The following is a 13,951-nucleotide window of genomic DNA, read 5'->3' on the forward strand; positions in this document are numbered from 1 at the left end:
CTACACCGGAACCGGCACCGAGACCAGCAACGACGACAGCACACCCTCGGCGCTCACCCCGTCGAGCTCGGCCTCGGGCCGCAACCGCAACCGGTGCCGCAGCACCGCCGTCGCCACGGTCTTCACGTCGTCGGGTGTCACGTAGCCGCGTCCGTTGAGCCAGGCGAAGGCGCGGGCCGCGGCCAGCAACGCGGTGGCGCCCCGGGTGGAGGCGCCGTGGGCGACGGCGGGCGAGGAGCGGGTGGCCCGGCACAGGTCGACGATGTAGGCCAGTACCTCCGGGCTCACCACCACCTGGGCGATGGCGGCGCGCGCGGCCGCGAGGTCGGCGGGCCCGGCGACCGGACGCAACCCGGCGGCGCCGAGATCGCGCGGGTCGAAGCCGTTGGCGTGGCGTTGCAGGATGCGGAATTCGTCGTCGCGTTCGGGCAGCCGGATGTCGACCTTGAACAGGAACCGGTCGAGTTGGGCCTCGGGCAGCGGGTAGGTGCCCTCCTGCTCGATCGGGTTCTGGGTGGCGATCACCACGAACGGATCGGGCAGCGCCCGCGGTTGCCCGTCGACCGAAACCTGGCGCTCCTCCATCGATTCCAGCAGCGAGGACTGGGTCTTGGGTGGGGTGCGGTTGATCTCGTCGGCCAGCAGCAGGTTGGTGAACACCGGGCCCTGGCGGAAGGTGAACTCGGCCGAGTGCGGGTCGTAGATCTGGGAGCCGGTGACGTCACCGGGCATCAGGTCCGGGGTGAACTGCACGCGGGCGTGGTCGAGGTCCAGTGAGGTGGCCAGTGCGCGTACCAGCAGCGTCTTAGCCACGCCGGGAACACCTTCGAGCAGGACGTGGCCACGGCACAGCAGTGCGAGCACCAGGTACAGCACGGCTTGATCGTTGCCGACCACCGCCTTGCCGATCTCGGTGCGCAGCGCGGCCAGCGCCGCACTCGCGCGCGCCGCGTCCGGCGTCTTCTGCAGAACAGTCTGGTCGGTCATCCGAGCTCCGTCTCGATCCATTCGAGGTGTGCGGCAACGTGATACAGGGTGGATTCGTCGGGTACCGCGCCGAACAGGACGGTCCCGAGTTGCTGGGCGGGGGTACCGAGCCGGGTCGCGAGCACCTCGACGAGCTGGTCGTCGGTGAGCTCACCGGTCCCCAGTCGCGGCCGGATCCGGCGCAGGGTGGCCGTGCGCAGGGTCCGTGCCACATGGGCGAGGTCGCCGGAGCGGCGGTACAGCCCAGCCTGCCCGGTGAGCAGTTCGTTCGCGGCGACCTCCACCGGTCGCGGTTCGGCGACCAGCGCGCCCCGCCTGCGTCCACGCCACCAGAGCAGGGCGGCGAAGGCGATGAGCAATTGCAGGCCGCCGAAGGCCAGCCACCCGGGCATCCGGCTGAAGATCGAGTCCTGGCCGCTGCCGATCTCGGGATCGAAATCGGGGTCGGGTGGTTCGTTCGGGGTCGGTAGATCCGGTGGTGGGGCGGGGGCGTTGGGCGCACCGCAGGACTGCAGCGAGGCGTAGAGCAGCAGTGCGGTCGCGAGGATGCCGGCCACGGCGGCCCAGAACCTGGGGTTGCGCAACAGTGCGGGCAGCTGGGGGAGTTCCCTGCGGCGCCGTGGTTCGCGTTCGGTGATCTCGAGTTCGTTCGGCTCGGGCACCGGTGGTGGGGCGCTCTGGGAGTACCGGTCGGCGTATTCGAGTCTGCGGTATTCGTCCTCGGTGGCCGTGCGACCGCCGTAGACGACTTCGTCGAAACTGCTTGCCGCCGGATGTAATTCGGTGGACTGCTCCGGTGTCAGGGCAATGGTGGCGTCGGCGGCGGTTTCGCGTGCGGTACGTGAGCGGCGCACCGGCAGGCTGCCGCCCTGCTCGAGCCCGCGCAGCACCGCGCGGAAGCGCTCGCGCAGCGCACGATCGAAATCGCGCTGTCGTGCGGCGTTTTCGGCGGCGGCACGGTGTTCAGCGGCCGCGCCGAGTTCGGGTCGCGGTGGTACGCCTTCGGTGGGCTGGTTCATCGGCGGTCACCGGGAACGAGGATGTCCATGCCTTCGCGCGCGCACCGCCGGTCGACGTAGCAGACCACCCGGCTGCCGGCCTCCACGATCTCGCTGATCGCCACCATCAGCAGTACCCCGCCCACCAGCAGCCCGATGAACGCCCAGCGGTGGGTGCCCGAGAAGGTCGACAGGAAGTAGGGGATACCGAACGCGGGTACCGCGAGCACGGCGAAGATCAACCGTTGCAGCAGCCACAACCCGGCTGTGGTCCACTCCGCGCCCTGGGTCAGTTCCTTCGACCGTGCCACGGCGGCACCGGATTTCGCGGATTCGCCGATGATCACCGGTGCCACGACGATCCGGCGCGCGCGCACCTGCGCGAGCCAGACCAGCGCCAGCGGATAGGTGATGATCAGGATGCTGCCCACCAGCAGTACGCCGATCCCGGTGAGCGTGAACATGATCTGCGCGACGAACAGCGGTCCCGCGTGCGCGGCCGCGGTCCGCAATCCGGCGAGCGCGCCGTATCCGACACCGTTGACATCGGCGAGCCCGATGGCCACGGTGGTGCCGCGCAGGACCAGCCGCAGCACCCACAGGCACACCGCGCTCGACAGCACCGCCGCCCAGGCGGTGCCCGCGTCGGAGCCGTCGGTGAGATGGGAGACCAGCCCGGTCACCGCGAGCACCACGGTGAGCGCGGCGGCCACCGCCACTCCGCCGAGCGCGGCGAGCGCGCGGATATGGGCCTGGATCAGGGCGAACGGCTCGTCGAGCAATTCGCGCAAACGCATGGGCCGGATCGGGACCGTCGGCGCTCGTGCCGGATCGACTCCCGCCCCGACGGCGCCGACCGCTTCGACGACGGGACGCACGCGGCCGAGTCTAGCCAAGATCGCCGGATCCGCCCTGCGACCGAACCTCGGCGTCGGCCTGTTCGGTGGGCAGTGGCAGGGCCACATGGGTCGGTTTCAGTCTGCCGCGCAGTGTCACGGTCTCGCCCAGCACCCAGTGCGCGGCCTCGCTGCCGGCCGCGGCGGCGAGGGTGGTCGCCGAGGTGAGCAGGCGTTCGTCGTACTGCTTGGACAGGTCACACAGCCGGGACGCCTCGTTGACCGCGTCACCGATCACGGTGAACTCGTAGCGGTTGTGCGTGCCCACATTGCCCGCCACGACCCGGCCGGCGGCCACACCGATGCCCGCGTCGAGATCGGAGGCCGCGCGCAACCGGCGCTGGATGGCCCGGCCGCACGAAAGGGCCGCGCCCGCGGCGTCTGCCAGCGGCGCCGGGGTGCCGAACACGGCCAGCGCCGCGTCACCTTCGAATTTGTTGAGCAGCCCGCCGTGGCTTTCCACCTCGTCGACGACGATGTCGAAGAACCGGTTGAGGATGCCCACGATCTCGGGCGCGGGCATGGTGGCCGCCATCGTGGTGGAACCGACGATGTCGATGAACAGGGCCGCGGCCTCGGTTTCGGTGCCGCCGAGTACCGGGCGCGAGGCGATGGCCGCCATCGCCACGTCATGGCCGACGTGCTTGCCGAACAGGTCCTCGATCAGCGCGCGCTCACGCAGGCCGTGCACCATCCGGTTGAAACCGCTCTGCAGTTCGCCCAGTTCGGTGCCGTCGTAGAGGGTGATCTCGGTGTCGAGGTCGCCGTTCTCCACCTGGCGCAGCGCCTGGCGCACACCTCGGATCGGGGCCACCGTGGCGGCCACCACCTGGGCCATCAGCACCATTCCGAACAGCAGGGCCGAGCCGCCGAGGCTGAGCATGCACACCGCGAGCCGGGCCTTGCTCACGGCGGGATCGGCCAGCGCCCACACCGCCACCGTCATCGCCAGGGCCACCGGCACGCCGACGCCGACCAGCCACGACAGCATGGTCCGGCCGAACACGCCGATGCCGCGGCGGCGCTGTGGATCGGCCTGCAGCACGCGCGCGGTCACCGGGCGCAGCGCGAATTCCACGATCAGATAACTGTTGGCGCACACCACGATCGCCGCCGCGCCGATCGCCAGCATGATCTTGGGGATGAGCGCGGTGTCGGCCACTCCGTAGGCGATGGTGAGCACCGCCAGCGCCAGCGACCACAGCACCGCCTGCTGCAACACCATCCAGCGCGGCGCCGACACGGTGACGCGCTGCTCGGTCGCGTTCGGCACATGGTCGGGGTCGGTGGCCCAGCGCATCGTGCGCAGCCCGGCCACCGTGCCCCACACGGTGCCGATGGCCAGGGCCAGGAAGGCACACAGCGGCGTGACCACGGCATTGAGCAACAGCAGCTGACCGGTGAACAGGGTGGGGCCGGGCAACACGAAACCGGCGAGCACGACTGTCATCGCGATGCCGATCAGATTCGCGATCAGCAGCGGGACGGTGAGCAGCAACTGCACCCGGACCCGTCGGATGGTGGAGGTCTCCTCGGCCGGGCCGAGTAGCGGCGAACCCCACGGCGCGGTGCTCGGGGTGCCCGTTCGGCCGTCGCTGTGGATCACTCTCGCACTGTAAACCGGATCCGGGCAGGCTGGACGCAGTGTTGTCCAGGTCACCTGCTTTCAGGCGGTCAAGTACACAGTTCAGGGCTTTGACTGTGATCGGCCACCGGAGCCGAGCCTGGCTCGGATTCAGGAGTACAGGTGTCCACTGAACACGGGCAGGTCCGTGCGCGTCCGGGTGCGGTCCGCAACCTGGCGGGCACCGCGCCGGCCGCTGCGGCAGGCGCGTAACCCGGGTGCAGGTAGTCGCCGTGCTGGCCGCTGCGGCAGGCGCGTAACCCGGGTGCAGGCAGTCGCCGCGCTGGCTGCCGCGGGAGGTGCGTAACCCGGGTGCAGCAGTCGCCGTGCTGGCTGCCGCGGGAGGTGCGTAACCCGGGTGCAGCAGTCGCCGTGCTGGCTGCCGCGGGAGGTGCGCAACCCGGGTGCAGGCAGGCACCGCGCTGGCTGCCGCGGGAGGTGCGCAACCTAGGTGCAGCAGTCGCCGTGCTGGCTGCCGCGGCAGGTGCCCAACCCGCGTGCAGGCAGGCACCGCGCTGGCCCGTCCGGGTGCGGCTCGGACGGGTGATCAGCGCGCGGGCGGCAGCTGACGTGGGTTGCCGCCGGGAAGTTCGTTGGCGTCGCGGCCGGTCAGCTCGCCGTGTCCGTCGGCGGCGGGCAGGCCGGTGCCCTGGCCCGCGGGTAGCGCGCTGTAGTTCGGTGCGGGCTGGTATTGGCGCGGGTCCGGGTGGTAGCGGCTCGCGGGCGGGTCGACCACGTTCGAGGCGAGTTCCTGCGCGTAGGGCTGGTACTGCTGCTGGGCGTAGGGCTGGTACTGCTGCGGGTGCCCGGCCGGCAGGTAGCCCTGCACCGGCTGACCCGTGGGCAACTGATACCCCGGCTGCGGCTGCTGCGAGTCCTGGGTGTCGACGGTGACCTTGCGACTGCGGCGCAGCGTGAAGGTCACCTCCTCCACCTCCTCGAAAGCCTGCTTCGCGGTCCGCAGCGGGTGGGTGGCCGAGTCGAGCGCGTTGGCCACGAAGGAGGGGACCAGCGGGCGGATCCAGCGTGCGGCGGTGTCGGTGAACGGCACGGTGCCGATGATCGGCAGCTCGAGGCCACCACCACCGGTCGGCGCCTGCGCGGGGGCGGGCTGCTGCGGTGGCTGCTGGGCGGGCATCAGGGCGCCCGCCTGCGGTCGGTTCGCCTGCGGCAGCACCTGCGGGTGGTATCCGGCGGGCAGCTGCGATGGCACGTTCGGCTCCAGAGCCACGGAGTCGTCCTTTCGATGCGGCTCGGTGAACCCGAGCTCGAAACCGCCGATCGCGGCGATGATCCTGGTGCGCTGACGTTCTCGATCGATCACGGTATCGGCTTCGATGGCCAGTTGCGCGGCGGTGAGCTCGTGCTCGGCGCGCAGCGTGGCCGCCTCGGTGCGGACCTCGGCGCGCTTCACCGCGATGGCGGCGTCGGCGCTGCGTTCGGCCCGGTCGGCGACTTCGTCGGCGCCGACGCGGCGATCTAGCGCGGTTTCGCCGCGCCACCAGCGCAGCAGCAAAGGCAGCAGGGCCAGCAGCACGGCGGCGACGAGCAGCAGCAGGCGCAGCGTGGCGGCGCCGATGTGGTCGCTGGTGTAGCTGTTCATCGCCAGCCAGCGGGCGCCGATGCCGCGGTCACCCGCGGCGAAGGCGGTGTCGCGGGCCGTGGCCAGGTCGGCGGTCTCGGTGCGTACCTGCTGGTCGAGCCCTTCGATGCGGGCCTGGGCCGCGGCGAGCTGGCGGCGGGCGTCGTCGAGCATGTCGTTGGCGGTCCGGCTTTCCGGGCCGCGCCCGGGCACGCCGGTGATCCTGGTCTGGGGGCACTGCGGGGTCGGGTTGTATTCGCAGCGCGCGATCACCAGCGCGTGGTCGATGTCGGCCTGCGCTTCGGCGATGCGCACGTCGAGGGCGGTGCGTTCGGCGGTGGCCCGGTCCAGTTCGGCGCGGGCGGCGACGACGACGGGCGCGTGTTCGGCGTCGGCCTGCGCGCGCACGTCCAGCTCCCGGTCGACGGTGCCGCCGAGCAGGACAGTGGCGGCCAGTTCGGCGACGAACGCCCCGGCCAGCACGCCCACGCCGATCCGGGCCGCCGTGCCGCGCCGGTCCGCGTCGCCGAGTCGGGCGGTGGCCAGCGCGCGTCCGAGCGCCCCCGTCGCGACCGTGACGAGTACGGCGACCGCGATGACGAAGACCGCGCTGATCCCCGCGGCGGTGGCCAGGGCGGCGGCGGTGACGAGGCCGGCGACCACGGCGAACAGCAGCACGGCGGCACCGGTGACGACATAGCCGGCGTGTTCTTGGCGGCGCAGCGATTCGGCGCCGTGCGCGGCACGCAGGGGCGCGGCGAGTCCGCCGCCGAGCCAGGCGAGTGTGCCGGTCATAGCTTCTCCCCGGGTATGGATTCGTGCTGTCAGCGTGACAGGCCGGGCGCCGCCACACCGAGTGCCGGAGCGGTGTTTGTGGTCAGCCTCACAGGCCGTGGATCGACGCATCGACGTGGCACCGGCGCCGAGCGCGGATCCGCATGTCGACGCGGTGTGTCGGCTCCGGCGAGCCGGACCGGGCGCCCCGCTTGTGTCGAAGGACACTGCCGGGTGTTTGCCAGCTGTGTGCTGTGGCACAACCGAAGTGCTACAGACCGTACGGTCGGCTGACTACCAAAGCATGTCGGGGCCGTTGTCGGGAATATCTCACCGACCCTGACCTCGGTTAGCGGGATCGATAGGTTTGACCTGCGCTTTGCCGGGGAAATCTGCTGCGGTGCAGGTGAGTTCAGCTTTCGGTTCCGAGCCGACGGCCGTTCCGACCCTGCTCGTCCACCGTGTTCACGCAGGTAGGCCCCGGTTATGCGGGATCGATCGAGGCCCTTTTCTGCTTTACACTGGACGACACGCGCGACGAAGTAGGCGGCTGCTACAAAGCCCAGCTAGAGAGGTTACTTAGCACAACCTTAGTTGGTTGGGTCTGCGGTCTGACTTATCGTTTGCTCTTATGCCGAACGCACCCATGTTCGGCGCTATCACCTGTTCGGGGTCCGGTGAAACCGGGCCGAGACCAGCTAGTGAAACCCCGCGCGGAGGTGAGGGATGTGCCAATGTCCCGTTACCTCTGAGCACCCACTACGTCAACGAAGCGGGTGGACAACTGGAGACGTGGCTGCACGCCGTAAAACCATCATCGCAGCTGGTTTTTCGGTCAGTACGGACGCAGTCTTGACGGAGGCGAAACGACGAAGGGCCCCACTCAGCACGCTGAGCGGCCGATCTCATCGACAGCCGACTTTCTTGAAGGCAGAGGCATGACGCAACTTCCTGGCCACAGGTCACCCGGAGTCACCGGACTCTACGATCCGGCATTCGAGCACGACGCCTGCGGCGTCGCGTTCGTCGCCGATATGCACGGACGACGCAGTCGAGACATCGTCGACAAGGCAATCACGGCACTGCTGAACCTCGAGCACCGCGGTGCCGCGGGTGCGGAGCCGAACTCCGGCGACGGCGCGGGCATCCTGATCCAGCTTCCGGACAGGTTCTTCCGGGCGATCGTGGCCGAGAGCGCCGCGCCCTTCGAACTGCCCCCGGCCGGTTCCTACGCCACGGGTATCGCCTTCCTGCCGCAGGCTCGCCGCGAAGCCGCGCGCGCCGCCTACGGCGTCGAGAAGATCGTCGTCGAAGAGGGCATGAGCGTGCTCGGCTGGCGCGAGGTGCCGATCGACGAGTCCTCCCTCGGCGCCCTGGCCCGCGACGCGATGCCGACCTTCCGCCAGCTGTTCATCGCCTCGCCGAAGAACTCGGCCGAGCAGCTCTCGGGCATGGACCTCGAGCGCCGCGCCTACGTGATCCGCAAGCGCATCGAGCACGAGCTCGGCAACGCGGGCCCCGGTGAGGGCGCGGTCGGCAAGGAGTCGGTGTACTTCCCGAGCCTGTCCGGCGAGACCTTCATCTACAAGGGCATGTTCACCACGCCCCAGCTGCGGGCGTTCTACCTGGACCTGCAGGACGAGCGCGTCGAGTCGGCCATCGGCATCGTGCACTCGCGCTTCTCCACCAACACCTTCCCCTCGTGGCCGCTGGCGCACCCGTTCCGCCGGGTCGCCCACAACGGTGAGATCAACACCGTCACCGGCAACGAGAACTGGATGCGGGCGCGCGAGGCGCTGCTGCGTTCGGACGTGTTCGGCAAGGACGAGGCGGGCAACAATCGCCTGCACAAGATCTTCCCCGTGTGCACCCCGGGCGCCAGCGACACCGCGCGCTTCGACGAGGTGCTGGAGCTGCTGCACCTGGGTGGTCGCGACCTGCACCACGCCATCATGATGATGATTCCCGAGGCGTGGGAGCGAAACGAGAACATGGACCCCGCGCTGCGGGCGTTCTACGAGTACCACTCGATGCTGATGGAGCCCTGGGACGGCCCGGCCGCGGTCTGCTTCTCCGACGGCAAGAAGATCGGCGCCGTGCTCGACCGCAACGGTCTGCGTCCCGGTCGCATCTGGGTCACCGAGGACGGCCTGGTCGTGCTGGCCTCCGAGGTCGGCGTGCTCGACATCGACCCCGCCACCGTGGTCCAGAAGATCCGCCTGCAGCCGGGCAAGATGTTCCTGGTCGACACCGAGCAGGGCCGCATCGTCACCGACGCCGAGATCAAGTCCGAGCTGGCCGCGGCGCAGCCGTACCAGGAATGGCTCGACGCCGGCGAGAGCCGCCTGGCCGACCTGCCCGATCGCCCGCACGTGCACATGTCGCACGACCGCGTGCTGATCCGCCAGCAGATCTTCGGATACACCACCGAGGACCTGAACCTGCTCATCTCACCGATGGCCAAGACCGGCGGTGAGGCCCTGGGCTCGATGGGTACCGACACCCCGATCGCGGTGCTGTCGAACCGGTCGCGCCTGCTGTTCGACTACTTCTCGCAGCTGTTCGCGCAGGTCACCAACCCGCCGTTGGACGCCATCCGCGAGCGTGTCGTCACCAGTCTCAAGCGCAACCTCGGCCCCGAGGCCGACCTGCTGCACCCCGGACCCGAGTCGTGCCGCCAGATCGCGCTCGAGCAGCCGATCCTGGACAACGACGAGCTGGCCAAGCTCGTGCACATCAACGACGACGGCAGCCATCCCGGCCTGCGTTCGGTGATCGTGCGCGGCCTGTACCCGGTCGCCGCGGGCGGCGAGGGTCTGCGCAAGGCCCTGGAGGCCATCAACACCCAGGTCTCGGCCGCCATCGACGGTGGCGCGCGCATCATCGTGCTCTCGGACCGCGAGTCCAACGAGAAGCTGGCACCGATCCCGTCGCTGCTGCTCACCTCCTCGGTGCACCACCACCTGGTGCGCGAACGCACCCGCACCATGGTCGGCCTGGTCGTGGAGGCCGGTGACGCCCGCGAGGTGCACCACATGGCCGCCCTCGTCGGCTTCGGCGCCGCCGCGATCAACCCCTACATGGCCTTCGAGACCATCGAGGACATGCTCGAGCGTGGTTCGCTGCAGATGCCCGACAGCACCGGTGACCGGGCCGCCGACTTCCGCACCGCCGTGTCGAACTACTGCACCGCGGGCAGCAACGGCGTGCTCAAGGTGATGTCGAAGATGGGCATCTCCACCCTCGCCTCCTACAACGGCGCCCAGCTGTACCAGGTCATCGGCCTGTCGCAGGAACTGGTCGACCAGTACTTCACCGGTCTGCGCTCCCCGCTGGGCGGCATCGGTCTCGACGAGATCGCCGAAGAGGTGGCCACCCGGCACCGCACCGCGTTCCTGGAGAACCGCAACGAGCGCGCCCACCGTGAGCTCGAGGTCGGTGGCGAATACCAGTGGCGGCGTGAGGGCGAGTACCACCTGTTCAACCCGGACACGGTGTTCAAGCTCCAGCACGCCACCCGCACCGGTCAGTACTCGATCTTCAAGGAGTACACCAAGCTGATCGACGACCAGTCCGAGCGGCTGGCCGCGCTGCGTGGTCTGTTCAAGTTCAAGAAGGGCCGGCGCGCGTCGATCTCGATCGACGAGGTCGAGCCGGCCAGTGAGATCGTGAAGCGTTTCTCCACCGGCGCGATGAGCTACGGCTCCATCTCCGCCGAGGCGCACGAGACCCTCGCGATCGCGATGAACCGCCTGGGTGGCCGCTCCAACTCCGGTGAGGGCGGCGAGAGCCCCGCTCGCTTCGAGGTGGAGGACAACGGTGACTGGCGTCGTTCGGCGATCAAGCAGGTCGCTTCGGGTCGCTTCGGCGTCACCGCGCACTACCTGACCAACGCCACCGACATCCAGATCAAGATGGCCCAGGGCGCCAAGCCGGGCGAGGGCGGTCAGCTGCCGGCGCACAAGGTGTACCCGTGGGTCGCCGAGGTGCGGCACTCCACGCCGGGTGTCGGCCTGATCTCGCCGCCGCCGCACCACGACATCTACTCGATCGAGGATCTGGCCCAGCTGATCCACGACCTGAAGAACGCGAACCCGCAGGCTCGGATTCACGTGAAACTTGTCGCCGAGCCGGGTGTCGGCACGGTCGCGACCGGTGTGTCGAAGGCGCACGCCGACGTGGTGCTCATCTCGGGCCACGACGGCGGCACCGGTGCCTCCCCGCTCACCTCGCTCAAGCACGCGGGTGGTCCCTGGGAGCTCGGCCTGGCCGAGACCCAGCAGACCCTGCTGCTCAACGGCCTGCGTGACCGCATCGTCGTCCAGGTGGACGGTCAGATGAAGACCGGCCGCGACGTGATGATCGCCGCGCTGCTCGGCGCCGAGGAGTACGGTTTCGCGACCGCTCCGCTGGTGGTCTCGGGCTGCGTGATGATGCGCGTGTGCCACCTCGACACCTGCCCGGTGGGTATCGCCACCCAGAACCCGGTGCTGCGCGAGCGGTTCACCGGCAAGGCCGAGTTCGTCGAGAACTTCATGATGTTCATCGCCGAGGAAGTGCGTGAGCTGCTCGCCGAGCTGGGCTTCCGCACCCTCGACGAGGCCGTGGGCCGGGTCGACCTGCTCGACACCGCCAAGGCCAAGGCGCACTTCAAGGCCGCCAAGCTGGACCTGTCGCCGATCCTGGACATGCCGGAGACGGCGTTCATGAACCAGGACACCCGGTGCACCACCACCCAGGACCACGGTCTGGACAAGGCCCTGGACAACGAGCTGATCGCGCAGGCCGCGCCCGCGCTCGAGCGTGGTCAGGCGGTGCAGATCGAAACCAAGATCACCAACGTGAACCGCACGGTCGGCACCATGCTCGGCCACGAGGTGACCAAGCTCTACGGTGGCGCCGGCCTGCCCGACGACACCATCGACATCACCTTCAACGGTTCGGCGGGCAACAGCTTCGGCGCGTTCGTCCCAGCCGGTATCACCCTGCGCGTGCAGGGTGACGCCAACGACTACGTCGGCAAGGGCCTGTCCGGCGGTCACATCGTGGTCCGGCCGTCGCTCACCGCGCCGGAAGGCTTCGTCGCCGAGGACAACATCATCGCGGGCAACGTGATCATGTTCGGCGCCACCAGCGGCCGCATCCTGATCAACGGTGTGGTCGGCGAACGGTTCGCCGTACGCAACTCCGGCGCCACCGCGGTCGTCGAGGGTGTGGGCGACCACGCGCTCGAGTACATGACCGGTGGCCGGGTGGTCATCCTCGGTGGCACCGGCCGCAACCTCGGTGCCGGTATGTCGGGTGGTGTCGCGTTCGTCTACGACCCCGACGCCACGCTCGCCGAGCGCGTCAACCCGGCGCAGGCCGACGCCATCGAGCAGCTCTCCGGTGACGACTTCACCTGGCTGCGCGACATCATCACCACCCATCGCGACGAGACGGGTTCGGCTGTGGCCGAACGCATCCTGAGCGACTGGTCCCAGCAGGTGAACCACTTCGTGAAGGTCATGCCCCGCGAATACAAGAAGGTTCTGCTCGCCATCTCCGAAGCCGAGAAGAGCGGCAAGGACGTGGACGAGGCGATTATGGAGGCGGCTCGTGGCTGACCCACAGGGATTTTTGAAGCACACCTCGCGGGAACTTCCCACCCGTCGTCCGGTCGATCTGCGACTGCTCGACTGGAAAGAGGTCTACGAGGACAAGTTCTCCCATGACACCCTGCAGAAGCAGGCCAGCCGCTGTATGGACTGCGGTATCCCCTTCTGCCACCAGGGTTGTCCGCTGGGGAACCTGATCCCCGAGTGGAACGACCTGGTGTACCGGGGCGCCTGGCGTGAGGGCATCGACCGTCTGCACGCCACCAACAACTTCCCGGAGTTCACCGGGCGGCTGTGCCCCGCACCGTGCGAGGCGTCCTGCGTGCTCGGCATCAACCAGCAGCCGGTCACCATCAAGCAGGTCGAGGTCGAGCTCATCGAGAACGCCTTCGACGAGGGCTGGGTCAGCCCGGTGTACCCCACCCGCCTGACCGGCAAGAAGATCGCCGTCGTCGGTTCGGGCCCGGCCGGTCTGGCCGCCGCCCAGCAGCTCACCCGCGCCGGTCACACCGTCACCGTGTTCGAGCGTGACGACCGCATCGGTGGCCTGATGCGTTACGGCATCCCGGAATTCAAGATGGAGAAGTCGGTCATCGACCGGCGGCTGGCGCAGATGGAAGCCGAAGGCACCATCTTCAAGCCGGGCGTCAATGTGGGTGTCGACATCACCGCCGAGCAGCTGCGTGAGCGTTTCGACGCGATCGTGCTCGCCGGTGGCGCCACCATCGCCCGTGACCTGCCGATCCCGGGCCGCGAGCTCGACGGCATCCACCAGGCGATGGAGTTCCTGCCGCTGTCCAACCGGGTGCAGCTCGGCGACGACATCACCGACGAGGACGGCCTGCCGCCGATTCACGCCAAGGGCAAGAAGGTCGTCATCATCGGCGGTGGCGACACCGGCGCCGACTGCCTGGGCACCTCGCACCGCCACGGTGCCGAGACCGTCCACCAGTTCGAGATCATGCCCCGTCCGCCGGAGGAGCGCGCCGGCTCCACCCCGTGGCCGACCTACCCCCTCATGTACCGGGTTTCCTCGGCGCACGAAGAGGGCGGCGAGCGCGTGTTCTCGGTGAACACCGAACGCTTCGTCGGCAAAGACGGCAAGGTGACCGGTCTCGAGGCCCACGAGGTCCAGATGTCGAACGGCCGTTTCGAGAAGGTCGAGGGCACCGACTTCACCCTCGAAGCCGACCTGGTGCTGTTGGCCATGGGCTTCGTCGGCCCGCAGAAGCCCGGCCTGCTCACCGACCTCGGCGTCGGCTACGACGGCCGCGGCAACGTGCAGCGCGACAAGAACTGGGCCACCAACATCCCCGGCGTCTTCGTCGCCGGTGACATGGGCCGTGGCCAGTCGCTGATCGTGTGGGCCATCGCCGAAGGCCGCGCCGCTGCGTCGGCCGTCGACAAGTTCCTGGAAGGCGAATCGGCGCTGCCGGCCCCGATCGCCCCGACCGCTGTCGCCCAGCGGTAGTCGTCCGCATTCCCGAAGCGCC

The 13,951-nt window shown here is 69.2% G+C and carries 7 protein-coding genes; 2 read left to right on the forward strand and 5 right to left on the reverse strand.

Annotated features, from left to right (window positions below; all coding sequences use genetic code 11):
• The 5 genes from ACFO5K_RS20845 to ACFO5K_RS20865 form a co-directional block, all read right to left on the reverse strand.
• Complete coding sequence (locus tag ACFO5K_RS20845) at positions 1–987, reverse strand: AAA family ATPase (RefSeq protein WP_378565476.1); 987 nt, start codon at positions 985–987, stop codon at positions 1–3.
• Positions 984–2,006, reverse strand: a complete 1,023-nt coding sequence (locus tag ACFO5K_RS20850; RefSeq protein ID WP_378565478.1) for a DUF4129 domain-containing protein — start codon at positions 2,004–2,006, stop codon at positions 984–986. The genes ACFO5K_RS20845 and ACFO5K_RS20850 overlap by 4 nt, the downstream gene beginning before the upstream one ends.
• Positions 2,003–2,863: a hypothetical protein gene (locus ACFO5K_RS20855; protein ID WP_378565481.1), complete on the reverse strand. Its 861-nt coding sequence runs from the start codon at positions 2,861–2,863 to the stop codon at positions 2,003–2,005. Before ACFO5K_RS20855 ends, ACFO5K_RS20850 begins: the two co-directional genes overlap by 4 nt.
• A 10-nt stretch (positions 2,864–2,873) precedes the next feature.
• Positions 2,874–4,487 (reverse strand): adenylate/guanylate cyclase domain-containing protein, encoded by a 1,614-nt coding sequence (locus ACFO5K_RS20860; RefSeq protein WP_378565484.1) that lies wholly within the window; start codon positions 4,485–4,487, stop codon positions 2,874–2,876.
• A gap of 565 nt (positions 4,488–5,052) precedes the next feature.
• Positions 5,053–6,882 (reverse strand): DUF4407 domain-containing protein, encoded by a 1,830-nt coding sequence (locus ACFO5K_RS20865; protein ID WP_378565487.1) that lies wholly within the window; start codon positions 6,880–6,882, stop codon positions 5,053–5,055.
• A gap of 917 nt (positions 6,883–7,799) precedes the next feature.
• On the opposite strand from ACFO5K_RS20865, the gene gltB reads away from it, so the two are divergent.
• Both gltB and ACFO5K_RS20875 read left to right on the forward strand, forming a co-directional pair.
• Complete coding sequence (gltB, locus tag ACFO5K_RS20870; protein WP_378565490.1) at positions 7,800–12,467, forward strand: glutamate synthase large subunit; 4,668 nt, start codon at positions 7,800–7,802, stop codon at positions 12,465–12,467.
• Positions 12,460–13,929, forward strand: coding sequence for a glutamate synthase subunit beta (locus ACFO5K_RS20875; protein WP_378565493.1), 1,470 nt, complete (start codon positions 12,460–12,462; stop codon positions 13,927–13,929). The genes gltB and ACFO5K_RS20875 overlap by 8 nt, the downstream gene beginning before the upstream one ends.
• The last annotated feature ends 22 nt before the right edge of the window (positions 13,930–13,951 follow it).

This window comes from Nocardia halotolerans (genome assembly GCF_042650145.1).
GTDB lineage: Bacteria > Actinomycetota > Actinomycetes > Mycobacteriales > Mycobacteriaceae > Nocardia > Nocardia halotolerans.

Bases quoted from the DNA above. Each gene is read 5' to 3' on its own strand.
- ACFO5K_RS20865 (WP_378565487.1), bottom strand. From the start codon at position 6,882: ATGACCGGCACACTCGCCTGGCTCGGCGGCGGACTCGCCGCGCCCCTG.
- gltB (WP_378565490.1), top strand. From the start codon at position 7,800: ATGACGCAACTTCCTGGCCACAGGTCACCCGGAGTCACCGGACTCTAC.
- ACFO5K_RS20850 (WP_378565478.1), bottom strand. From the start codon at position 2,006: ATGAACCAGCCCACCGAAGGCGTACCACCGCGACCCGAACTCGGCGCG.
- ACFO5K_RS20845 (WP_378565476.1), bottom strand. From the start codon at position 987: ATGACCGACCAGACTGTTCTGCAGAAGACGCCGGACGCGGCGCGCGCG.